General features: G+C 66.6%; 26 protein-coding genes. 4 read left to right on the top strand and 22 right to left on the bottom strand.

Annotated elements, in window-relative coordinates; all coding sequences use genetic code 11:
- Positions 1–22: 22 nt before the first annotated feature.
- Positions 23–952: an SOS response-associated peptidase family protein gene (locus tag AC3A5K_RS02385; RefSeq protein ID WP_487615907.1), complete on the top strand. Its 930-nt coding sequence runs from the start codon at positions 23–25 to the stop codon at positions 950–952.
- Positions 949–1,542 carry a hypothetical protein gene (locus AC3A5K_RS02380; protein WP_487615906.1) on the top strand — a complete coding sequence of 198 codons (594 nt, stop codon included), beginning with the start codon at positions 949–951 and terminating at the stop codon, positions 1,540–1,542. Before AC3A5K_RS02385 ends, AC3A5K_RS02380 begins: the two co-directional genes overlap by 4 nt.
- Positions 1,543–1,555: 13 nt before the next feature.
- Here AC3A5K_RS02380 and AC3A5K_RS02375 read toward each other — a convergent pair whose 3' ends face one another.
- Entirely contained in the window at positions 1,556–1,738 is a 183-nt protein-coding gene (locus tag AC3A5K_RS02375; protein WP_487615905.1) for a hypothetical protein, read from the bottom strand.
- A 109-nt stretch (positions 1,739–1,847) separates the two neighbouring features.
- On the opposite strand from AC3A5K_RS02375, the gene AC3A5K_RS02370 reads away from it, so the two are divergent.
- On the top strand, positions 1,848–2,396 hold the full coding sequence (locus AC3A5K_RS02370) for a hypothetical protein (RefSeq protein WP_487615904.1): 549 nt from the start codon (positions 1,848–1,850) through the stop codon (positions 2,394–2,396).
- A 251-nt stretch (positions 2,397–2,647) separates the two neighbouring features.
- On the opposite strand, the gene AC3A5K_RS02365 is transcribed toward AC3A5K_RS02370, so the two are convergent.
- The 21 genes from AC3A5K_RS02365 to AC3A5K_RS02265 all read right to left on the bottom strand — a co-directional run bounded on the left by AC3A5K_RS02365 (position 2,648) and on the right by AC3A5K_RS02265 (position 21,686).
- Positions 2,648–2,977: a hypothetical protein gene (locus AC3A5K_RS02365; protein WP_487615903.1), complete on the bottom strand. Its 330-nt coding sequence runs from the start codon at positions 2,975–2,977 to the stop codon at positions 2,648–2,650.
- 171 nt (positions 2,978–3,148) lie between these two features.
- Positions 3,149–3,532 (bottom strand): hypothetical protein, encoded by a 384-nt coding sequence (locus tag AC3A5K_RS02360; RefSeq protein WP_487615902.1) that lies wholly within the window; start codon positions 3,530–3,532, stop codon positions 3,149–3,151.
- Between the two features lie 10 nt (positions 3,533–3,542).
- The gene (locus tag AC3A5K_RS02355; RefSeq protein ID WP_487615901.1) at positions 3,543–4,208 is read right to left on the bottom strand and encodes a hypothetical protein; all 666 of its coding nucleotides are present in this window, start codon (positions 4,206–4,208) and stop codon (positions 3,543–3,545) included.
- A gap of 1 nt (position 4,209) precedes the next feature.
- Positions 4,210–4,494: a hypothetical protein gene (locus tag AC3A5K_RS02350; protein WP_487615900.1), complete on the bottom strand. Its 285-nt coding sequence runs from the start codon at positions 4,492–4,494 to the stop codon at positions 4,210–4,212.
- Positions 4,494–8,963 (bottom strand): host specificity factor TipJ family phage tail protein, encoded by a 4,470-nt coding sequence (locus AC3A5K_RS02345; RefSeq protein ID WP_487615899.1) that lies wholly within the window; start codon positions 8,961–8,963, stop codon positions 4,494–4,496. The genes AC3A5K_RS02350 and AC3A5K_RS02345 overlap by 1 nt, the downstream gene beginning before the upstream one ends.
- Positions 8,954–9,340, bottom strand: coding sequence for an NlpC/P60 family protein (locus tag AC3A5K_RS02340; protein ID WP_487615898.1), 387 nt, complete (start codon positions 9,338–9,340; stop codon positions 8,954–8,956). The genes AC3A5K_RS02345 and AC3A5K_RS02340 overlap by 10 nt, the downstream gene beginning before the upstream one ends.
- A complete protein-coding gene (locus AC3A5K_RS02335) occupies positions 9,340–9,801 on the bottom strand; it encodes a DUF1833 family protein (protein ID WP_487615897.1) in 462 nt (153 codons plus the stop codon). Before AC3A5K_RS02335 ends, AC3A5K_RS02340 begins: the two co-directional genes overlap by 1 nt.
- Positions 9,798–10,154: a hypothetical protein gene (locus AC3A5K_RS02330; protein WP_487615896.1), complete on the bottom strand. Its 357-nt coding sequence runs from the start codon at positions 10,152–10,154 to the stop codon at positions 9,798–9,800. Before AC3A5K_RS02330 ends, AC3A5K_RS02335 begins: the two co-directional genes overlap by 4 nt.
- The gene (locus AC3A5K_RS02325; RefSeq protein ID WP_487615895.1) at positions 10,154–12,793 is read right to left on the bottom strand and encodes a phage tail length tape measure family protein; all 2,640 of its coding nucleotides are present in this window, start codon (positions 12,791–12,793) and stop codon (positions 10,154–10,156) included. Before AC3A5K_RS02325 ends, AC3A5K_RS02330 begins: the two co-directional genes overlap by 1 nt.
- Complete coding sequence (locus tag AC3A5K_RS02320; protein WP_487615894.1) at positions 12,786–12,989, bottom strand: hypothetical protein; 204 nt, start codon at positions 12,987–12,989, stop codon at positions 12,786–12,788. The genes AC3A5K_RS02325 and AC3A5K_RS02320 overlap by 8 nt, the downstream gene beginning before the upstream one ends.
- A gap of 152 nt (positions 12,990–13,141) precedes the next feature.
- A complete protein-coding gene (locus AC3A5K_RS02315) occupies positions 13,142–13,663 on the bottom strand; it encodes a hypothetical protein (protein ID WP_487615893.1) in 522 nt (173 codons plus the stop codon).
- Positions 13,664–13,673: 10 nt separating this feature from the next.
- The gene (locus AC3A5K_RS02310; protein ID WP_487615892.1) at positions 13,674–14,672 is read right to left on the bottom strand and encodes a phage tail tube protein; all 999 of its coding nucleotides are present in this window, start codon (positions 14,670–14,672) and stop codon (positions 13,674–13,676) included.
- A 2-nt stretch (positions 14,673–14,674) separates the two neighbouring features.
- The gene (locus AC3A5K_RS02305) at positions 14,675–14,986 is read right to left on the bottom strand and encodes a hypothetical protein (RefSeq protein ID WP_487615891.1); all 312 of its coding nucleotides are present in this window, start codon (positions 14,984–14,986) and stop codon (positions 14,675–14,677) included.
- Positions 14,986–15,483, bottom strand: a complete 498-nt coding sequence (locus AC3A5K_RS02300; RefSeq protein WP_487615890.1) for a hypothetical protein — start codon at positions 15,481–15,483, stop codon at positions 14,986–14,988. Before AC3A5K_RS02300 ends, AC3A5K_RS02305 begins: the two co-directional genes overlap by 1 nt.
- Entirely contained in the window at positions 15,480–15,896 is a 417-nt protein-coding gene (locus tag AC3A5K_RS02295) for a hypothetical protein (protein ID WP_487615889.1), read from the bottom strand. The genes AC3A5K_RS02300 and AC3A5K_RS02295 overlap by 4 nt, the downstream gene beginning before the upstream one ends.
- Entirely contained in the window at positions 15,893–16,363 is a 471-nt protein-coding gene (locus tag AC3A5K_RS02290; RefSeq protein ID WP_487615888.1) for a hypothetical protein, read from the bottom strand. The genes AC3A5K_RS02295 and AC3A5K_RS02290 overlap by 4 nt, the downstream gene beginning before the upstream one ends.
- A 35-nt stretch (positions 16,364–16,398) precedes the next feature.
- Positions 16,399–17,472, bottom strand: a complete 1,074-nt coding sequence (locus tag AC3A5K_RS02285; protein ID WP_487615887.1) for a hypothetical protein — start codon at positions 17,470–17,472, stop codon at positions 16,399–16,401.
- 37 nt (positions 17,473–17,509) lie between these two features.
- Positions 17,510–17,869, bottom strand: coding sequence for a DUF2190 family protein (locus tag AC3A5K_RS02280; protein WP_487615886.1), 360 nt, complete (start codon positions 17,867–17,869; stop codon positions 17,510–17,512).
- Between the two features lie 36 nt (positions 17,870–17,905).
- On the bottom strand, positions 17,906–18,988 hold the full coding sequence (locus AC3A5K_RS02275; RefSeq protein WP_487615885.1) for a hypothetical protein: 1,083 nt from the start codon (positions 18,986–18,988) through the stop codon (positions 17,906–17,908).
- On the bottom strand, positions 18,985–19,431 hold the full coding sequence (locus AC3A5K_RS02270; protein ID WP_487615884.1) for a hypothetical protein: 447 nt from the start codon (positions 19,429–19,431) through the stop codon (positions 18,985–18,987). The genes AC3A5K_RS02275 and AC3A5K_RS02270 overlap by 4 nt, the downstream gene beginning before the upstream one ends.
- 104 nt (positions 19,432–19,535) lie before the next feature.
- Positions 19,536–21,686, bottom strand: a complete 2,151-nt coding sequence (locus AC3A5K_RS02265) for a minor capsid protein (RefSeq protein WP_487615883.1) — start codon at positions 21,684–21,686, stop codon at positions 19,536–19,538.
- A 44-nt stretch (positions 21,687–21,730) separates the two neighbouring features.
- Here AC3A5K_RS02265 and AC3A5K_RS02260 point away from each other — a divergent pair, with 44 nt between their 5' ends.
- Positions 21,731–22,303, top strand: a complete 573-nt coding sequence (locus AC3A5K_RS02260) for a hypothetical protein (RefSeq protein ID WP_487615882.1) — start codon at positions 21,731–21,733, stop codon at positions 22,301–22,303.
- Positions 22,304–22,305: the final 2 nt, after the last annotated feature.

Here is a 22,305-nt window from a genome sequence, read left to right as displayed (position 1 = left end):
CGCCCCCGCCGGAGTGTCCCCAATGTGCTATTCCGCCCAGGTCCATGCCGAGTTCAAGGACTTCAAACGGGCATTCCCCAATGTGGTGATGGACCTCAACGCCTACGTAAAGACGTTCTGGTGGGATCGCGGCCTGAACCCGATCGCCAAGGCGCCGCGCGCGATGATCCGGGAGCTGATGGAGATCGGCACGCCCGACCTGCAGGCGACGCTGCGGGCCGCGGACACGGAGGCGATCGCGCAGCTGGAGCAGGAGATGTTCGCCCAGCGCAAGCGCGTGGCTGACGCCGAGCGGAAGCTGCTCACCAAGGAAACGAAGAAGGCCCGCGACGACGTGCGTATCGGCGGGAACAAGGTTGCGCAGGCCCGGAAGCGCATGGACATGCTGAAGCGCACTGCGATGTTGCCCGAGGACTCGCGCATCTACCCCGGCATCTACTGCCCGGTGATGGTCGTGGAGAACGGCCAGCGCGTGGTGAAGCCCATGCGCTACCAGTGCAGGCCGGCGGGGCTGCCGCCGAAGTTCGACATCGAGCGGCCCGGCACGTACAACGCCCGGCGCGACAGCCTGGAGGGTTTCTGGCGGCGCCAGTTCGGCTACACCCACGGAATCATGATCGCCGACCGGTTCTACGAGAACGTCGAAGGTGTCGACGGCCGCAACCGCGTGCTCGAGTTCGTGCCGCGCACCGGTGAGCCGATGCTGATTGCGTGCCTGTGGTCGCACTGGGTGGACCCGAAGGGCGTGGAGCCGGACTTGCTGTCGTTCGCCGCGATCACCGACGAGCCGGAGCCCGAGGTGGCCGCGGCCGGCCACGACCGCACGATCATCAACATCCGGCCCGAGCATCTCGACGCCTGGCTCAACCCGGACCCAGGCAACCTCGCCGCGCTGTACGCGATCTTCGACGACAAGCGGCACCCGTTCTACGAGCATCGGGAGGCGGCATGACTCCCGACGAAATCTACGAGGTCACGCACCGATTCGAGCTGATGGTGCGCACCTTCGATCGCACCCGTAGCTTCCGCGAGTTCAATGCAGAGCTTGAGCACATTGTGGGGGGCATGCTGGCCTACGCGGACGCCGGCGGCGAACATGCGGCGCTCGTGCGAGACCGATTCAACATGGTGGCATCAGATGCCGATTCAGCCGGCCTGTATCGCCACGAGCAGGATCTGACGCAGGATCACTCGCCGGCCGACCAACGGGCCTATCTTGAGCGTCTCTATTCCGATTCGCCGCCGACCGGCGATATGTCAGAACCCGAGTTGCTAGCGGAGGGACGCAGGCTGGGGGAAACCCTAGCGGACTGGACTTGGAATTTCGACCCGCATGGAAAAACATACCGGCAATTCTGGGACGCGCAGGCAATCGCTTCCGCTCAGTTCGACGCCTTTTTGAAACGTGACGGATTGCCGAAACGCGTGCTGCAGAACGCGACGATGATCCACGATATCGCACTGCTCCGAGGGTTCGATCCGAATTGCCAATCGCCGGCGCGCGCTCTCGACGAACTGATCCAGATCCCTCCGCCGCTGTAGACGCGTGCGGGCGTCAATCGCATTCGATGGTGAACGTGTCGCCTTCTATGAAATACGGGATGCCGAGGATATGGATCGGCGCTTGATCGTCCATTCGCCCACGGCGTGATCGCATCAGGCCTTCGCGCAACTCGTCCGACTTCGCTACGGGCACCAGTATTCGACGCGGCTTTGTTCCGGCGGCGTGCATCTCCATAATCTCGGCCTCGATCCGCTCTAGAATTCCCACCCGCCCCTCATCGGTTCCAACGTCATCGCTTTTATTTCTACTGCAGCAGACCTCAATTGCCTGTAAACGTTGTGCGATGAATCTGACTCACCGCTTCGAATGCTGGGAACGCGAGCTCGCGCTGTTCCTCACTACCGATCCGTCCCACGAAGAATTCTGGTCGTACTGGGTAGAGCGCGAAAACGCCATCGAGGCGATGGTGCGGCCCGGCGATGACGCACTGGTGGAGGCTGCATTCGACCGCCTGTTCACCATGGCGGACGCGCACGGCTTCGTACGTCTTCCTGCACCTTCATCGCGCATCCCCCGCAGCAGCGCAACAACGAGCGAGAACACTGCCCGCGACCTCGTGACGGCATATCGTCGGCGCGCCGAGCTGCATCGCCTGGCCATGGACCTCACAGGCTGGATCACCGCCTACAACCGGGCCGGGAAGACCTACCGCGATTTCCAGCGCGAATATGCGACGGCGGCGTTGCCCTTCAACACGCTGCTCGCGTCGCCAGATTTGCCTCCAGACTTCCGCGACGAAGTGTCGATCGTCGCCGACCTGATTGCGCATTTCGGTTACGACCCGAAGATCCGCGTGCCGCCTCGGCAACTAGACGATCCGATGGAGGAATAGCCTCGCCGCATTCTCCGCAGGCTTGAAGAAGGCAGCACGTGCGCTGGGCGTAAACCGGCGTCCGAAGCGACATCCCTAGGAGGTGTAGGGCTGCGGCGCGCGCACGTGCTGTACGACAATCGTAGGGCCATCACGACAAGTGTCAGTAGGGCCATACCTGTGGTGAATGTCAGGTTTTCCTCACAGCACACCCGGCGAAAGTGGCACGACCCGCTCTGCACAACGAGCGGGCCATGCCGCTACCACAACTGCTAGATGTCCTGCGCTGTGCAGCGCACCTGTGAGGACGCAGACCCAACGACCTGCCCGCCGATGCTGTAGTTCACCGTCATGCTGATCCAGCCCTCGCGAGTGGGACAGTAGAAACGGCAAAATTCCTGGTTGGTGCAGTTAGCGGGGAAAATTGCGTTGGTCTGAAAGGTGTTCGCCGACCAAGAGATCGTGTCGTACGAGACGCCCGATGCGTCGGAGAAGCAGAAGTTACTTGCTTCACACGCGATGCTGATGGACTGGGCGCTGGCGATCTTTGGAGCCAGAGACAGGGCTGCAACTGCGATTACTGCTGCGATAGCGTGCTTCATAACTGCATTCTCCCTTGCGTTCTTGGCGGCGGCTTGCCGCAGCACGAACATAGCCGTGAGAGTGCCGGTGAAACTTGCGCTGCCCCACAGAATGGAAGAGCGCCTCTTCTAATCAACGAGCCCCGAATCTTCAGGCGCGCCAATGTGGTCAGCGCTGAAGCAGTGAACACTTCACGAAACGCCCATAGGCGCCATCGGCGAGCCGGGGGCAGCCCGCGGCGCAAGGTCCTCATCGGCGACCCGCTCGAACAGTCCTTTGTTCTGCAGCAGCATGTCGATGCCGTAGACCGGCACTTCGCCGGCCTGCACGGCCTGCATGGTCCCGACCTGCTCTTGAAGAAGCGCTGCGAACGACCGCGTCATGATGGGCCCCACGACAGTGCCGCCAACGCGTGATCCGTTGAGGTAGTACCACCACTCGGTATGCCATTCGATAGAGCCAGTCGTCGAATCACTGCCGTCTTCGTTCGGTATGAACAGACTGACCATGCGGCGACATTTCAGCTCACGATGGTAGCCGGGACCGAGATCCTCTCGCCTTGGAGTCTCAAACATGCGTTGCCTCTCATGGAAAGTAGCCGGTCACATCGAGGACCAGGTAGATAGGTGAGCCGTTGGAGTAGTTGGCCGGCGTGGAACCGGGGTATGGGACCGAGTTGGCCGCAATCTGGCGATCCGAGTCGTAGTGGATAACGTGCCCATCAACACGAAACTGGGATTGGTAGTACGTCGAGAACAACAGGCCATCCTCAACGCCGAACACTCCCCGGTTCCGCGCACTGGCCGTGGCTACGGCGTACTTGCGGCCGGGCGTGAGTGTGAGAATCCCCTGCCCTCCGGTTAGGACTTCGACGATACGGCCGGGAAGCTGCGTTGCGTCGAAACACAGGCGCCCGTTTCTGTCGAAGACCTGCAGACCGGCCTTCCCGCCAGTAGGCGAAATCCGGTCGAACATGTAGACCGCGCGCTCAGGCATCGCGATGGGCGAACCGACAGACGTGTTGAAATAAAGGCGCCGGGATGCACCTGTGTTTTGCATGTAAGACTGCGAGCACCATGGGCCTGAGCTGACGGCGACCATCGGGATCTCGTGCTGCAAGCCGATGTCGAAATAGAAGCCGTTCGAAATGTAGCTGCTGGGGTTGTAACGTCCAATGCAGCCTAGCGAAACGGAATCCGCGCTGATCTGGATCGTGCCGTGTGCATTGATCACTTCGAGCCCGACGCCCACGTCAGTACGCCATCACGTAGAGGAGGGCATCCGTGTCAGGTCCGCCCTCACCGCTGCTTCCGGAAAACCCCCACGTCAGGGTGTCACCCGATACAGTGAATGTGGGCCTGACCTTGCCTGGGTCGGACGGAGCAACCGCAAGCGCAGCGGTCGAACGCAGCAGCTCTGGGTGGGTGAAGCTTCCGCCGCTGCCTGCATTTGCAACGCTTAACACGCGGTAGAGGCGCGACGTCGCATCGAACAGTAATGTTCCATCTTCACGGAATACCTCAATACCGGCGCCCATTACGGCCACACACCCATGCGGACAGCGAGGACACCGTTGGCGTAGTACACACGATGGTGTCCGTTGCTGAACTCCGCTCGCGCCCCCCCGGTGGGGCTGGTGAGTCGGAACGTGTTGACATTGATATTGAAATCGGATGTCACACCGTTGTTGTTCGACTCCCAGCCGGAAATGAGCCCGTTGACGTCGAAGTACATCCCGGCTTTCGTGTTCAGTCCGGCTTGCAACACCTGAGTGACCTGCGAAAGCCCTGCGGCACCAACCGACCAAGGCGACATGACGGCTTGATCTTCGCGGAACTCTTCAAGCTGCGGCCGAACGAAGATGCCGAAGTCGCCATTCAAATTCGCCGTCATGACAACGATGACGTCAATCCGTGCTGACCCGAGCGGTGCCACGAGCGGACCGGTGGCGCTCGTGCCGTAGTTGGCGGGCGATAGCGTGGAACCTGTCGCCCCTGCAGTAGTGTTGCCGTAATGCTCGGAGAGCATCCCGCCAGACGCGTTGACGAAGCGGAGGCCGACGAATGCGGAACGTGAACCACCATATCGCACACTCGCGGCGTACCGCTTGCCGGCTTCGATGCCTAGAACCGTGGCAATGCGATACCAAATCGTGCTGCCGGGGTTAGTAGGCGCGCTGGTCGTCTGAACACCGAGAACGGTCTGCGGGTAGCCTGCAGAGGCTTGAAGAACGATCGGATAGCTGTTCGCACCCGAAGGGTTGAAGAACAAGCCCACACCTTCCAGACCGCGACCGAAATCAGCGTTCGGCAAGAGGTTGCCGCTGCCGCCCTGCTGCTGGCGAACCTGCGTGATTGCTGAAGCCTGGCCGTTCGCAACCTGCAATGCTTGGAGTGCCGCTCCCTGGGCATCACCGGCGGTTCCCTCCACCGTGGTGATGTCTGCCGCGAACTGCTGCTCGGCCGAGGCCAGAGCCTGCTGCAGGTTCGTGATGCTCGATTGCGTCGCCAGATCCGGCAGCGTCGCCTCGACCACGCCCGTGCGCTGCGCGAGCGCGGAGATGTCGCCTTCGTTGTTCTCGATCCGCGCGATCGTGAGATCGAGCGCATCCGCCGTGGCGAGTTCTCCAGCACCGACCGGCATGCGGGCGTAGAGCACGTCCAGCCGCTGCGCTTCCGCCGCGATGTCCGATGCATTCGTCTGCGCCAGCTGCAGCGCGGCCGCCGCGACATCGGCGACGCTCGAGTACTGGCCCAGCAGCTCCCACGCCGCCGGGTTCTCGCTGGGCCGCAGGCCCGTGCTGTCGACGAGCGCCCGGTAGAGCTGCCCGTCCTCCTTGGCCAGGAAGCCAGCCTTGAACTCGAAGTCAGCTGTCCACTCCGGCGCGCCGGCAATCTCGGCAACCTCGGCGGCCAACGCGTTCACCGCGTCGAACGCCGCATCCCGAGCAGCGTTGGCCTTGTCCGTTGCGTCCTGAGCCGCAGCAGCCGCAAGCGCCGCGTTGGCGTTAAACCGGTCGATGATCTCCTGCGCTAGCTCACCGCGCAGGATGTCGGTCTCATCGTTGATGTCCCCGATCTGCTCGCCGAGGTTCTTGCCCAGCGCCTTGGTGACCACCCGCATGCTGATCGACAGCGTGCCGCTGGTGTTGCGCGATCGCGCAGCGAACGTCCATTGGCCGGACTCGGGGATGACCGCTTCGAACGGCGCCGTGTGATAGCCGTCTTCACCGACCGGCGTCATAGCTGCCCAGTTCGGATTAGGCTCGGCGCCAGGCATGTAGCGAATCTCGACGCCCGCGAAATCCGCCGACTGCGTGGTGCCCGTCAGCCAGCCCCAGGTATAGAGGCGCACGCCGCCGCTGCGCTCCTGGACGTCGAACAGATCGACCAGCACAGGCGGCGCGTCGGCGCCGATGGTGCTGTAGATCGTGGCGACGGCGATGCCGGGCTGACCGTCCGGCGAGAACGGACGCACAACGATCTGGTAGGTGCCGGCGCGCGGGATACGCCAGACCGCGGTGCGCGTGGTGGTGCGGGCGACTTCCTCCAGCTCGCCGTTCTCGTTCGACATCTGCACCACGACATCGCCGACCGGGCCAGTGATGTCGTAGGTGGCGACCAGTTCGGTGAACACCGTGTCCCCCTGCGGCACCTGGCGTTCGGAGATGACCAGGTTGGAGGCGATCGGCCGCGTCTGCAGCAGGCTATCGTTCGGCGCCGGGATGTACTGGCCCGTGCGCACGTAGTGCCAGTACTCCGGACTCTCCGGCACCACGGCGACGCGCGCGCCCTTGAGGTCGCTCTCCGGCTCGATCGCGACCACGCGCACGCGGTAGCCCGGCGTGGCCTTGAAGTCGTAGCACCAGATGGTGTCGTGCGCCGGGTTGCCGTCGCTGTTGCCGGGCAGCGGCGCATCCGCCGGCCAGGCGCCGGCGAGCGTCAGCGTGCTGCTGCTGCCCGCGAACGGCTGGACCGGGAACACGCGGTAGGTGCGCTCACCCGGAATGCGCAGGCCGATGTAGGCGCCGCCCGGCGGTGGCGCGGGCACGGGCTCATCCAGCGCCAGCGACACCACGCCGCCCACGATGGACGCACCGACCAGCCGACCACTGAAGCCCCACTGCGTGAGGTCGTGCGAGAGCGACAGCAGCGAGAGGCGCTGGTAGCTCAGGTGCTCAATGTCGGTCGCGAAGCTGATGTCCTTGTACTGGTACAGGCTCTGCGCCAGATGCCAGCGGGCCAGCATCGCCGCGTGCGCCTCGCTGGTGACGCCCTCGCCCGTCAGCGTGGCCGGGTTGAGCATCGTGGTCACGCCCGGCGCCGGCACGCGGATGGTCTTCGTCGACCAGTCCTCGGCGTCGTAGTAGCTGTACTCGATGCCGTCGGCGGCGTTCGCCAGGGTGTAATCGACCTGGAACTCGCCCTTCTTGATCGTGGCCATATTGACCACGCCGGACAGCGGCTGCTCGTCCGAGGCCCAGACCACCGACAGCCGACCGCTGGCCCATGTCACCTGGCCGAAGCCGGCCGCCGCGAGCGCGCTGAGCATCTCGTCGTGGTTTCGCGCGTCCTTGATGACGAAGTTGTACTCGAAGCCGTTGGCAGCGCAATGCGGCATGAACGCCTGCAGGCTCGCGATGTCGGCCATGTCATCCGTCAGACCGATGCCGCCGATCCGATCGCCGTTCTGGTCAGTGATGCCGCGTGCATAGGCCAGGATGTTCGCGCCCGGGTTGCTGGTCTCCTCTGTGACCCAAGCGCCATTGCGCCACACGGGCACCGGTTTCGAAACGGCCACGCAGCGGATCTCGTCCGGCGCGCTTTGCAACTGGCCCGACGCCTTCATGATGACGGCAATGCGCGGAATGCCGGCGTAGGTGGCCGTATCCGCCTGCACGGCCACCATCGTCGACCACTGGAATTGCGCACGACCGTTGGACCCGCCGCCGTCCATCGCTGTGCCCCAGATGCGGACACGTACGTCGTACTGCCCTTCCGCGACATCGCGGGACAGCGTCGCGCGCTTCTGGTCGTAACTGCTGTTGACGAAGGTGCGCGAAAGCAGGGTCGCCCAGGTCGACGTGCCGACGCGTCGATACTGCACGTCAACCGTTTCCCGATTTGGATAGGGGCGCTGCTTGCTGTCCTGGTCGCCGAGGTAGTACTCGAGGTTGATCTGGATACGGACCGTGCGGGCCGGCGTGGCGCGCTGCACCCAGGTCTGGTTCTTGTTGAGCTCGCCGCCCTGAACGGTATCGGCATCGCCGAACAGCGGGATGGGCTGCTCGGGCATTCCGGAGAAGCCGCTGTAGTAGGCCCGCACGCCCTGGAATGCCGACAGAAGTGCGTCGCCCAGATAGAGTTCCTCGACGCGGTGCACGTTGAGTCCAGGCGTCAGCACCATGCCGACGTACTGGTCGTCGCCCTCGTACCAGGTGTAGGGCGCGCTGATGATGTCCGGCGCGAACTTGACGCGACCGAACACCAGCGGGAGCGGCTGATATGGCCGCGCCTGATTGCGGCCGGCACCGATGTTGTAGACCGTCTGCTGCTGCGCTTGGCCGGTGGCACTGGCCGGCTTCGGACCCAGCACCTTGTTGATCAGCACGGAGCCGGCGACGAACGCCGCAGCGTACACGGCAGTGGCCGCCATGCCGGTTGCGCCCAGCGCGCCGGCCCATGCGGCGCCCGCGCCCATCGTGAAGTAGGTCAGCGCGATCATCGCGACGATGTAGAGCGCCTGCTTGCGCACCACGCCGCGCACCTCGATGACCGTGCGGTCCTTCGGGCGCACGCGGTCCATCACCTCGACCGGGACCAGCACGCCATTGATGCGGACCTCCCACGCATCGCCGGTCCAGTCCGGTACCGAGCGTCTCAGGAACGCGCCCAGCGTCTCGCCGGGGATCAGTTCCGCCGCGATGTTGGTCTGCCCTTCCAGCGTGACCGGGTGCGGCGTGGTGATCAGCTGGCCGTGGCCGGCGGGGCATGCCATCAGACCCATGTGTAGAACCCTTCGATCGGGGCGCCAAATTCCGGCAGGTCACGCGCGCGGTGCAGCACGCTGCAGCCGGTGCGTTCGTTGGAATGCAGCACATAGGCCTCGTGCGCCAACCAGAAGTAGATGCCGACGTGTGCAGCGCGGCCGTGCTCAGACATGAGAACCAGATCGCCATCGCGCGGGGCGTCGGTGCGCACGCCGTAGGGCTTGGACAGTTCCCCCAGCGCCACCTGCCCGCGCGTGCCCCGCGGACGGCCGTTCGGCAGCTGCACATCGCGCCCGAACAGCTCGCGCTGCACCAGCACCACGAAGTCGGCGCAGTCCAGCGTGTCCTCGCAGTACGGGATCTCGGTGTAGCGCTCCACCTCGGCGAGACGCATCAGAACAGCCCCGGCGCGGTATGCGGGTTGTAGCGCAGGCGCACGGCCTGCTGGCGCATCAGGAAGTCGACGCCCAGCTGCGCGGTGACCTGGCCGGTGCCGGCCGAGACGGTGGTCATCGGCAGGCGGTAGGTCCGCTCGTAGACGTTGGGATTCGACCGGTCGGTCAGGCGCAGGATGCACATCACCGACTCGTTCGGCTGCAGCGCCTCGAGGTCCTGCGTCATACCCAGGCCCACGTTGTCGATCACCAGCTGTGCGCGCGGCGTCTGGCCGGGAGTGTCGGCGGGCAGCTTGAATCCGAACGGGCATGCGATGTACTCGACACCGTTGCTCGTCCAGTTCTGCGTGTCGTTGACGAGACGCAGGGTTTCGGGGATCGACGGCGCGCTGATCTCCAGCAGAAGCAGTTCGCCAGCCGTATCGGTCACCCGCTGGCGACGCTCGGTGAAGGTGCTCACCGCAGGTACTCCAGCACCACGTCACGCGTCGCGCGGCTGTAGCGCGGGTTGCGTGGAGTCAGCGTGCCGATGTCCCCGCCACGGAAACGGCCGCGATGCGTCGCGCCGGTACGCGGATGCACGAAATCGAACTCGCCGATGCGCTTGATCGTGTCGAAGTACCAGTCCTCGAAGTCGGCGGTCGATGCCTTGCTGGTGAACAGCAGCGTCGCGTTGACCTGCATCAGCACCTGGGAATTCAGCACGCGATGCTTCGGCTTGCCTCGCTCCATCTCGGTGCGCTCCACCGACGGATCGAAGGCCTCACCGAAGCCCTGGAAGAGGATCTGCACATCGGCCGGCAGCGTGGGCATCAGACGCGCTCCCGCAGGTCGAACCGATTCTTGAGATCGCTGGACCACGAACCACCGTTCAGCGCCTCGCGGCCGATGTCGATGACGTACTTGCGCATCAGTTCCCCGTTGGCACCCGTGCTGGTCTGCTCGCGCGCTTCGACGCGATCGCTGCCGTAGTTGTTGATCTGGATCTGTGCGGGCGCCGAGCCGCCCATCGCACCGCCGCCCGCCGCGGCTGCATGCGCAGGCACCACGACGCCATCAGCACCGGGCATCAGATAGGTCTTGGTGCCCTGCCGCAGCAACTCGGGCCGGCCCTGTTCGGTCACTTCGTAGAGGCCGTCGCGGCGCACGCCGCCGCCGGTGGCGCGACCACCCATAAATGACGAGATCAGCGAACCCCAGAAGCCGGTGCCGCCCCCGCCGCCGCCCGCCGCGCTGCCGAAGCCCTCCATCAGCTTGCTGGCAACCAGGTCGGCCGCCATCTGCAGCAACAGTGACTTCCAGCGGTCCTGGATGCGATCGGCGTTGCCGCTGAAGACGTCGAACAGGTCGTCGCCCATGCGCATCTGCGCGCCTTCCGAGAAGTCGCGTACCAGCATTCCCATGCTGGGGAAGTTGCGGCGGGCAGTTTCCTCCGCCGCGTCCAGTTCCTCGCGCGATCGCGCGATCAACTGGTTCCAGGTCTCTTGGTCGATCGAACCACGCGCCAGCGCGGCGGTGTACTCGTCCTGCGCGGCGCGCATGCGCTCGAGCGGGCTGTACAGCGACTCGGTGAGCGCGAGGCCTTCCCGGCGCGCGGCGTCCAGGCGCTGCTGCGCGTCGCGCGCTTCGGCCAGCTGCAGGATCTCGCGCTGGCGCGGCTCCGACATCGCTGCCAGCGCGCCGTTCTCGATCGAGTAGCGGATGCGCGCCGCGTCGGTGGCGTCGTGCTGCAACGCGATCTGTTCGCGATAGGTCGCGGTGGTGCGTTCGAACAGCTGCGTCAGCTGCTCCTCCGACCGGCGCTGCTCATCGCGGGCGCGCTTGGCAGCCTGCGCGCCCTTGGTGGCGGACTCGTCGGCGCCGATGCGCTTGACCAGCGCGTCGTAGGCGCCGTTGATCGCGGCGCGCTCGGTGTCGTTGGTGGCCGCGGCCAGCGCCTTCTCGCGGTTGAGCTCGGCCAGCGCAGTGCGCGACAGGCCCAGCGCGGCGGCCTGATCCTTCACCTGGTCGATCTGCTTCTGCAGATCCGGATTGACCAGATCGCCGCCAGCCGCACCCGCCGCTCCGGTGCGCGCGGCGGACGCGGTGGCCCGTGGGCGTGCTGCGGTGCCGGCGGTGCGCATCGACTGCTCGACACCGATTGCGGCCAGTTCTTCGCGGATCAATCGTGCCTGGTCGCCCGCCGTCAGCTTGTCGCCCAGGTCGCCACGCACGGCGCGCACGTTCGACAGCGCGGTGCCGGACAGCGGGCGATTGGACCACCGGCCCGACGCGGCCTTGTCAAGATCGGGCAGCAGGTCGGACAGCATGCGCGTGCGCGCCGCCAGGCCGCCCTCTGTCGCCTGCCCCACCGTCATGGCGCCGCGCGCCAGCGCGACGGCCTCGTAGCGGTTGACCACCAGGTCGAGCTTGGAAGCCAACTGCGCCGCGGCGTCCACGCTCCACAGCAGACCGCTGACCATCGCCTGGAAGCCGGCGCGCGCTTCCGGCGAGTTGAGCGTGGTGATCAGATCCTCGACCGAGTTCCGCGCGCCTTCCAGGCTGCCATCGCCGCCGGTGACCAGATCGGTCAGCGTGTTCTTCAGCGCCGTCATCGCACCGCCGAACGTGTCGCGCGCCGCCTGTGCAGCGCCGCCGTACGACTCCTCGAGGATGTCGAGGATCATGCGCTGCGCTTCGGCCTCGCGACCCGCAGCCACCAGTGCGTCGATCGTGGCGCGCACCTCGGTGGTGAACGCCGCGCCGAAGCCCTGCTGCGCCAGCGCCGCTGCGGCCTTGGCCGGCGACTCGAGTGCGCGGCCGATCGTCTCTGCGGACTGCGTGACGCTGATGCCGAGGCGCGCTGACTGGTCGATGACCGACTGCATGGCGCGCGGGATGTTCTCGCCCAAGATGCCGCTGTACGACAGCAGGCGCGTCTGCGCTTCGACGATCTCGCCACCGCTGAAGGTGGAGACCGCGGCCAGGCCCTCGGCCATGCCCAGCAGCTGCTCGCGGTTGTAGCCCGCGGCGCCACCGGTGGACTGCAGGATGGCGTCCAGCTGCGCCAGTTCCTGCTGCGCCTGGATGGTGTTGCGGATGGTCACGGCCAACACGCCCACCAGCGCCGTGCCGATGACGGCACCCGCGGCGGCGGCGCCGGCCTGGTAGCGCTTCCAGTCGGTGGCGGTGAGGTCGTCCTTGACCTGCTTCAGCAGGTTGGAGTGTTCCTTCTGGCTGATCAGCCCCGCCTTCTGTGCGGCATCCAGCACGGCGATATCGCGCGCGTACTGGCGCGTTCGGCTGCCTGCCTTGTCCACGCGGTCAGCAACCTGCAGCAGCTCGCGGCCCACGCCCTCCGCTGCCTTGCGCGCCTGCTCGCTGCGCTGCGCGACATCGCCGAAGACGGCCTGCATCTTGCCGTCGCCGTCGACCTCGAACTGCACCCGGAAGCTGGTGGTGCGGCTACTCATCCCGGCGCGCCTGCGCCTGCAACTCGATGTGCGCCGCTACGAAGGCCCGCTCGATCACCTGCACCCCGGCGAACACGGCGGGCATGTCGGACGCGGCAATGCCATGGGTTCGGCCAATCTGCTTGAGGGCGATCGCACAGTCGGCATACCGAAGGCCCGTAGGTATCCCACTCGGCGCATACGACCACTGCGTCATGCAGGCCGCGAACGCCGCAGCTGGCCGCTGCGAGCGCGGCAACAATCGCGGCTGCGGGCAGTCGTCGCAGACCGAGGGACACGACCGACAGGCTTCCGACGTGAACGTATCGCCGTGCAGGTTCTCGAAGTCCCACAGCCGCTCCCCGTTCGTCAGGCCTGGACCCGCGCCGGCAATCCACCGGGCCCAGGCAACGAGTTTTTTGAGACACCGTCCCGACTCGCCGTCAGCAGCGCCTCGCGCACCGCGACGAAGAACGGCCGGTGCTGCAGCAGGGCTTCCAGTTTCCCGGGGGCGAAGGGCTCGGGCTGGTCGTGGTCATCCACCACGTCGCGCCAGTCGGTGATGCGGGTCAGCAGGTCGGCGCGGGATTCCAGCTTCGCCGTCTGCGTGGCCGCGAGCAGCGCGACCACTGCGTCTGCTTGCGCGCGGACCTGTGCGGCCTCGTCGACCTGCACCGGCGTCACGGTGCCTGCGTCATCCACAGTGACCGCCTGGTCCCGGAAAAGCCCGGCGACCGAGTGCTGCAGCGCCGCCTGCTCGCGCGCGTCCAGCTCCACGTCGGTCATCAGCTGGAACAGCATGTGGACGGTGACCGGCTCGCCGCCGTCCTCGCTGCCGTAGGGCAGCTGCACGGGCCACCACACGCGGCCCAGGTGTGCGAATCGAAACATGGCGTCTCCGTCAGATGATGGCGCGCGGCGACTTGAGCACCGCGGTCACGCCCACTTCGCCGTTCTCGGGGCGGTAGGCGCGGAAGTTGAAGTTCTGCTTCAGGCCACGCGGGCCGGTGACGCCGGGCACGGGCGCGACCAGGGCGCTGAGCGGGATGTTGAGCGTCAGCTCCTCGTTGCCGAGGGTGCCGGCGCCAGTGCCACGCCGGAAGCGGATGCGCAGCGCCAGCGACTGGTCAGCCTTCGCCTTGACCAGCAGGGCGGCCGTGTCGAACTGCGCCACGCCGTCACCGCTGATGCGCACCTGGCCTTCCGGCAGGTCGTGCCGCTGGCCGCCGTTGTTGAGGCAGAACAGGTCGGTGTCGAGGTCGTTGTCCCAGTTGAGGTTCAGCGTCTCGACGCAGACCTGCGTGTCGCCGTTGTCCAGCACCAGCTCCAGACCAGCCAGGGTGAAGGCCTTGTGGCCGTAGTCCTCGGGCGTGTCGTCCAGCGGCTCGTCCGGCAGCTCCACCTTGGTGGCACCGACCAGGTTGAAGTTCGCCGTCTGGTGCGGGCCGCCGGTGGTGAACGCGAACGCGGCCGAACCGATGCGGATGTCCTGGTCACGCGCGATGCGGCCAGGCCCGGCAATGCGACTGCCGAAATCGCGCTCGATCAGCAGCGCGGGCGGAATGGCCTGCGCGCCCTCGCCCACCGCGAAGGTGTGCGTGTAGGCGCCGGCGGCGCCGGTGGTCACCGGGGTGCCGATCAGGTGCTTGAGCCAGAAGCCGATGCTGGTGCCGATGACCGCGGTGGCGGTACCGGTGGGATCGAAGCGGCCTTCGTCGCCCTTCTGCTCGCCGCGGTAGCCGCTGCCCAGCGTGGGGTCCGGCTCCAGCGTGGGATCGCCGCCGAAGCTCAGCGCGGTGAGGTACAGCACCTCGCCGGCAGCGGGATCGGGCACGGCGCCGAACGCCGACTGGGTGAAACCGGTGAAGCGCGTCAGCGCACCGGTGGCGTTCTTGCCCATGCTCAGCTCTCCTGGGAAGCGGTGCCGCCGCCGGCACCGTCCGCTACGGCGGAGTCGGCGGTGTCGGTGACGTCGGCGGCGATCTGGAAGCCGCGCGCGGTCAGGCGTTCGGCGGATGCGGGGGTGACGGCGTAGACCACGCCGGGCACGTAGTCGCCCAGGCGCAGCAGGCCCGGACGGGCGCCGATGGGCAGGACGACGCGCACGGTGGGATCGACAGGCGCTGCGGCGATCACGTTCCCGGCGTCAGGGCGTTGATCGGTGGGCGCAACGGCGCGCGCGGCGCGCGGCGGCTTGGCGGGTGTGCTGGTCATCAGTCGGGGTCCCGATGGATGGTGGTGTGGGCGCGCAGCGTCAGCGTCTGCACGTGGGTCGGGTGGCGGTAGCCGCGGTCATTGGCGACACCGACGACGTAGATCAGCGACGCTTCGCCCAGGCCGGGGTTGCGCAGCAGCAGGCGCACGACGGCGGGCACGATGCCCTTGCGTTGCGCGAGCGCGCGTTCGAAATCCTGCTGGTGCCAGACGACGCTCAGTTCGATCTCGTCCAGCCAGTCCTGCTGCGTGCTGTTGAGCACCAGGCCGCTGGGATCACCGCCATCGTTGGCTGCGCTGGCGCCCTGCGAATCGCCGGGCTCGACCAGCCAGCACGGGTAGTGCTCCTGCCCCAGCTGGCTGAAAGGCCGGTTGCCTTCCAGCACCTTGGGCACCGTGTCCGCCTTGCGGCCCAGTGCGAGCGCGCGGATGTCGGCGACGAATTCGGGATCGGTCTGCAGCGCAGCTTCCAGCGCGGCGATGACGGCGATGCTCATCGGCCGGGCCTCGTGGTGAAGCCGTTGGTATTGATGAACTGCTGCTCCCACACCGCGTGCGCTTCGTCCAGGTCCAGCCGTTCGAAGGCATCGCTGAAGTACGGACGCGGCGCGATGGGCGCGGCATGCGGATTGCCGTAGGGCTGAATGCCCTCGTGAATCTTGCGGGCGTAGTTCGAATCGTTGAACACCGCAGCGCTGCGATCGCTGACGCGGGTGCCGAACGCGCCGCGGAACTTGCCGCTGCGCACGGGAATCGGGTAGTCGCCGGGTTCGCTGCCGCCCTTCGACAGATCCATCGCGTGGCCTTCCAGCCGTGTGGCGAGGATGCGCAGCAGCGCCTTGCGCGCGGCCGGGATCTGCGTGCGGGCATCGGCGCCCCAGCGGCGCAGGCCACCGTCATTGATCGTCATCCGCATTGCGCACCCCGCATGCCGAGGAACGGGCCGCTGACCACGTGGGTCATCACCACCGCACTGCCCTGCGTGCGATCGCCCAGCGCGAGGCACATGTGCGATTCCGCACACTCCATCGCGCGCTCGGCCTGGGCCTCGTACTCGCGACGGTTGAGGTAGGTCATGTCTTCGCGACTGGTGACCGCGTTGCTGTCGATGAATCCTGCGCGGCGCTTCCACAGCTGCGACGACACCCAGCACAGTTCCGCCGAGCGCAGCTGTTCGAAGATCGTGGAGTGCGTGGGCACGTCCGCGTAGCCGTCGCCGAAGCGGCCAAGCGCCCACGCCGACGCGCGGACCAGCAGGCGGTCGAGGTAACCGCCCGGCTCCACCCAGCTGTCGTTGTCCCGGTCTCCAGGCGTGCCGAACTGCTCCTCGCGGAAACCAGCGTCGGTGATGTCCTGAATGGTTGCCTTGGCCGCCATGGCTGCGGCGGCCCCTTGCGGGGCCGCCTGTCCCGTCAGCCGAACAGAACGCGGCGGACCTGCGACGTGTCAGCCACGATCGCGTTGTACTGCTCCGTGCCCACGATGTCGTCGGCCTTCTTGTAGATGTCTCGGTTCTGCTCGGTCTGCAAGTCCTGCCACACGCCGCGCGCGTTCTTGCGGCCCGGCAGAACCAGGTAGTAGCCGGCATCGTCCGGAGCGACATGGCTGGTCGAGATGACGCCGGCGATCTGCGCGATCAAAGGCTCGCCACCGTGGAAGCCGACAATCAGGCTGCCGCGGGTGACCTCCAGCATGCGCGTGACGTAACCGAGCTTCTCCGGGCTGGTGACGATCCACAACGGCGTGGATGCACTGACGCCGGTGCCCTTGCCCTGCTGCGCGCGGTAGATCCACGCCGCGGCGGCGTTGAGGGTTTCGGTACCGAAGGTGTCGTCGGCGATGTGCGGGAAGTTGATGCCGCTACCCAGGCTGGTGAACAGCGCGTAGTGGTTCCTTGCCTTCTGATCCCACGCCTGGGTGTTGAATCCCAGCGTGACCTCTTCGACGCTCCACCACTTGTTGTAGCGCAGCCAGTTGTCCTGGATACCCACGCCGGCGCCGTACTCGACGTACTTCACCTGCAGCTCGGTCTCGGACGGCACGCGCGCGATCTCGATCTTCTGGCCCGGGGCGCGCTGCTTGAACTGCACACCGAACTCGCCGGTGTAGATCTCGAAAGCGTCCTGGTTGCCACCGCGCATATCCACCAGGCGGAACAGGTTGGTCCACGCCAGATCGATCTCGGAGAGGCCGGTGTGGAACCACTGATCGATACGTGCCGCCACGTTGCTGCTCTGCGGGGTGTCGGTGGCCGTCGGGTACTTCACCCGCAGCGCGGACTTCACTGCATCGAGGCTCGGCATGGCCGGACGCGCGGCAGAGATCTGCTTGACTCGGCCATCGTTGGCGGCCTTGCCGCCGACCATGTCGAGGAACATGCCAACCAGTGACAGCTCGAGGTTGACCGCATCGGCGAGTGCCTTGCGCTGCTGGTCGCTCTGCGTGGGAAGACTCGCGAGCGCGTGGAACTTGGCGACAGCGGACATATCGATCTCCGGGAAAAAGGGTGCGTGCGCGCGCCGGTCAGGCCGGCGGCGTGAAGTGGGTGCTGAACGACACGAGCGGACTCACCAGCAAACCGGCCGGCTTGGGCTGCAACGCGTAGCCGAAGAACGTGCCGCCCGCTGCCGTCTTGGTCAGCGCGCCGCCGTTGGCCGCGGTGTAATAGATCGGGTCGTTGACGGCCCACGCTTCCGTGGTGGCGGTGGCGTCGTTGACTTCCGTCTCGTAGACGAACGCGTTGTGCACGTTCGCCGCCGCCGTGTTGACGGGGATCATCAGCTTGCCGCCGATCGCGAGCGGCGTGCGCGCGACGGTGGCCGCGGTGTGCGCGAAGCCGATCGACTTGACCAGTTCGCTGGGGCTGGCGATGTTGAGGCGCATTGCGGTGTCTCCGGAATGAGGAAAGGCGTTCGGCGATCAGCCGAACGCGGGGTTCTCTGCGAACTCGCCGGTGGGCGCCGGCGCCTGGCCGCGGTGCGCGTCGGACGACTGCATGCGGCCGCCCTTCGTCGCCTGCGCTTCGAGGCGCTTGGCGCGGTCCTGCAGGCGCGTGAGCGGGTCGCCGGCGTAGATCGCCTTGGCAGCGGTCACCGATTCGTCGTCGTCGTCGCACAGGCCCAGCTGGCGTTCCTGCTTGACGATGGTCTCGACCAGCTCGTCGCGATACACCGCGGCAGCCTTGACCGATGCGGCCAGGTCGTCGGGCTTGTCGATCAGCGACGCCTGGTCGCCCAGCGCCTTGCGCAGTCCCAGCACGATGTCGTGCGAGGGCTTCGCCTGGTCCAGTTCCGCCTGCAGCGCGGTGGCCTTCTGGTCGGATGCGGCCTTCGCGGCCTTCAGCTGTTCGAGATCCACGGGGTTGTCCTCGTTGCGGGGTGCGTTCTTGATGGCGCGTGCGCCGGGTTGCGCGCCCAGCCAGACCAGCGAGGCTTCCAGCGCCTCGCCTGGGCCCAGCAGGCGCCAGACATTCAGTTCGACGCCGTTGGCGTCCACGACGCGCTCGGCGTCCTTGACCGTGCAGCCGATCGACACATCGCCGACGATGCCGGCGTCGATTTCGTCCAGCAGGCCGGCATTGCCGGCCGTGCGGATCAGGTAGGCGTCGGCCATCAGCAGCACGGCGGTTTCAACGCCAGGCGGAAACTGCAGGTTCGGCGCGCGCAGCAGCGTGCGGGCTTCGTCCAAGCTCATCCGGTCCAGCTGCGCGCCGAACCAGCGACCCTTGCCCGGACCGCTGTCGCCGTCCCAGCCCGACGGATGCTTGATGAAAAGCCCCTTGCCCGGCAGCGTGTCGGCGAAGTTCGCCAGCAGCGCTTCGTCGAAGCATTCCTTGTCGCGGTCGATGCCGTTGTGCGCCAGCGCGAACGTGCGCACGTACAGCTTTTCGGCCGGAATCTCGGCCAGCGTGTACGACGCGATCGCCGCCAACTGCGCATCGCTCGGCGCACCGGCCGACTTGATGCGCAGCGACAGCGATTTATGGCGCGTCGTGCCCGTCACTTCTCGCGCACCGCCCGGGCCGGCTTGAGGTTCGCGCGGCGCCACTCGGCCTGCGGAATCGTGATCGGGCCGTCGTAGTTGTCGGCCTGCCACGCGGGCGGCGCATCTGCGCTCGCAGGCGCCTCGGCTGCAGGTTCAGCCGGCGGCGATGCGTCGCGCTTCCGCTGCTCCGCTGCGGCGCGCTCTGCGGCCTGGCGCTGCGCCTTCGTCAGCGGCTTGCCGGCGTTGGCCGCGGCGGTTTCGGTGTCGGTGCGCTGGCCGGACTTCGACGCGGCAGCGATCGCCTTGTCGATCGCCTCGATCACCGCGGGCCGCGACTTCTCGTCAGCAGCTTCCGCCTCACGCAGTGCGGCCAGCTTCTCCGGTTCGACGGCGGGCAGCAGCTCGATGAGCTCCGCCTCGGGGAGATTGCGGATCTCGGCGATGTCGTGGTGTTCGGTCATGTCCTGCTCCGTTCGACGGCCCGGCAAGCGCGCGGGCGGGATCGTATGGAGCGGACTTTTTCAGGATGCGACGCTAGCGTCGCCCCCTGTTCTGACGCGGCGCACTACACGCGTGCGCGCACCGAACACCTGCAGTTCGGATGCGAGTCGCGCAGCGGGATCGGCGACGCCGAATCGTCGATGTCGTACGGCCCGGCAGCGGCGATATCGAGGCAGATGCGCGAGACGCGTCCGTCTTCGCTGGTCTCGTAGTCGTACTCGGTGACGCCCGCTTCGCGGTAGCCGTCCAGCTTGCCTTCGGCCTGCGCCCAGGTGATCTCGCTGCGCGCCAGACGCACCCAGTTGTCCTCGCCGCCGCCGAAGCGGCGCTGCAGGTCGGCGGCCACATGCACCGGGTTCTGGCCGTCGTAGGCACCGGACGACAGCAGGCCGACGATGTTCTGCTCGTAGCGGCGTGACATGCCGCCGCGCACCAGGTCGAGCCCCTGCTCGGCGTAGTGCTGGCGCATCTCCGCGCGACGCTCTGCGATGGCGGCCTGCACCTCGGGCGCGTCGAAGCCGGCGATCAGTTCCAGCCCGGCGTTGACGATGCCGCGATCCCAGGCGCCGGTCTGTCCGCCCAGCAGATTGCCCGCCAGCGACGTGGTGGCCTGGTTGCCGCGCGACAGCAGCGCGGGGAGACGGCTGCGATCGAAGACGAAGCCGAACTCGTCGTCGTCCCCTTCGCCCGCCTTGCGCGCCTTGCCGGTGGCCGGGTCGTCGAGGCCGAGCATTCGCAGGACATCTGTGCGCAGCGCCGCCCAGTCCGACAGCATGGCGCCGGTGGTGCGCGTCTCGAGCGCAGGCAGCTGCGGGTCAGATTCCGCTCGGGGTTCGCCGTCGTCGGCGCTGCTGGCCTTGCTGGCCTTCGAGCGCGCCGGCCGGCTGGCGCGCAGGTTGTTGTCGAGGCCGCGCGGCGTGACGTCGCCACCGCCCTCGCCACGCATCATCCGCGCCTGCTCGCGCAGGAACTCGGCCTGCGCGCGCTTCACTTCGTCGTGGAGGTTCGGCAGGTGCTGCACGATCTGCCAGTCGCCCGGCTTCCACGTGATGCCGCGACCGCGCAGCATGGCTTCGACCGGCCGGCGCAGGCCCGGCAGGCGACGCGCGAAGCGGGTCTTGGCGTCCTGAATCACCAGTTCGGCCTGCGGCTCAGCGATGCCGGCGGCCTGCGCCCAGCTGATGCCGAGCATCCATGCGGGGATGCCGAACGCGGCGACGATCTGCTCGATCATGTGCCGAGCCGGCATCTCGATCGCCATAGCCTCGCCGACGGCGCCGATGACGGCGATGCTGATCTCGTCGTCCTTGCCCACGCCAGTGGCAAGGTCGACGCTGTTGCCGTGCGCCTTGGCCGCCATGGAGCGGCCCAGTTCCAGCGCGATGTTGCCGGCGCGCTTGTTGGCCTCGGCGAAGTCGACGTTGCGGTTGGCGGTCTTGTAGCCCACGTGGAACGACGGGTCTCCGAAGCGCTCCCACAGCCGCGCGGTGGAGTTCTGCATGCGCAGCAGGATCTGCGCGACGAACGGCAGGCTGCGCAGCACGCTGGTGCCATACGGGTTGTCGGCCTCGGGCCGGTGCACGGCGAACATGCACTGCGACGCGTCCAGCTCCACGCAGCCGATGCCGACCAGCGCGGCCATCATGTCGCGCGCGCAGGCGTTGCCGCGCAGGATCTGCTCCACGTTGCCCAGGCCATCGGCGCGGCGGTCACCACGGCGGCTGGGCGGGCGGTAGAACGTGTGCAGCTGCGAGTCGCCGCGCACGAAGCCGATGCCCTTGCTGTCCGCCACGCGCAGGCCCACCACCTCGCGGCCCTTGGCGTCGAACACGAACTCGGCGACGCCGATGCCCTGCTCGTAGAGTTCCTCGCCCTGCGATGCGTACATCGCCTGGAAGCCGGTTTCCAGATCGTTGACTGGGACGTTCTGCATCCACTCGTCGATGATCCCAGTGATGCGGTCGTTGCCGCCCTCCACGCCGATGATGCCGTCCAGCGTGACCAGGCGGCTGACGCCGCCGTCGAGCATGGGGATGGCTTCTTTCAGCGCCTCGTAAAGATGCGGATTGACCGCGCGCGGCTCCCACGCTGCGAGCTCCTTGTGCCACGCACCCATCGACGTGGCCTCGCGCGTGACGGCCGCGATCGCGCCGCCCTGGTTGTGGGTGGCGGCGGCGGACTTGCCGCGGAACCAGCTGGCGGGATTGAGGTTCATGGATAATTGCCCGGCTCCACGAGGGAGCGATCAGGGGAAAAGGGATGCATCCGGAAATTTGCTGGACTTTTGGTTTTACGAGGCCGTGTCTGACACCTACCGAATGGGCTTCCTGGGCGCAGGCCTTTGCCGCCACTTTCGCAATCGCAATTGCTATTGCTGTGCCGTGGTGGCAGAGGCGGCAAGAACTCAAATCGGTGAAAGCCGATCGAGATAACCTGAAGCTGTCTATGGCCCAGGCGTTGCTGGGTGGCCTTGACGATCTCAGAGCAAGCGCGATGCACCTTGAAGCCACCCTGGCGCGCGATGACTGGGAGGCGCAAGTGCAGAGTTTGGGCTCGGACGAGTTTGTTCCGAGCCCAGAGTTCAATCAGTTCCGCACATCGATGCACCTGCTTGGCCGAACGGGTCAAGAAATCAACCTTGCTTTGACTAACGCGACTTACCTGCGAACCTTTGTCGCTGACGTTAAAAGATCGAGCGTTTTTGAGCCTGATCATCTTGCGAGAGTCGCAGTTGTTGCGAAACAACTGATCCCGCTTCTCAACCGCGCAATCCACGAGGTTTGCGAGATGACTGGACTTGAAGCGAAACCCTTTGTGAAAGATCCTGAGTAAGG

This window comes from Luteimonas sp. Soil_C_5 (assembly GCF_057656615.1).
This window is presented reverse-complemented; position numbering and strand designations above follow the sequence as displayed.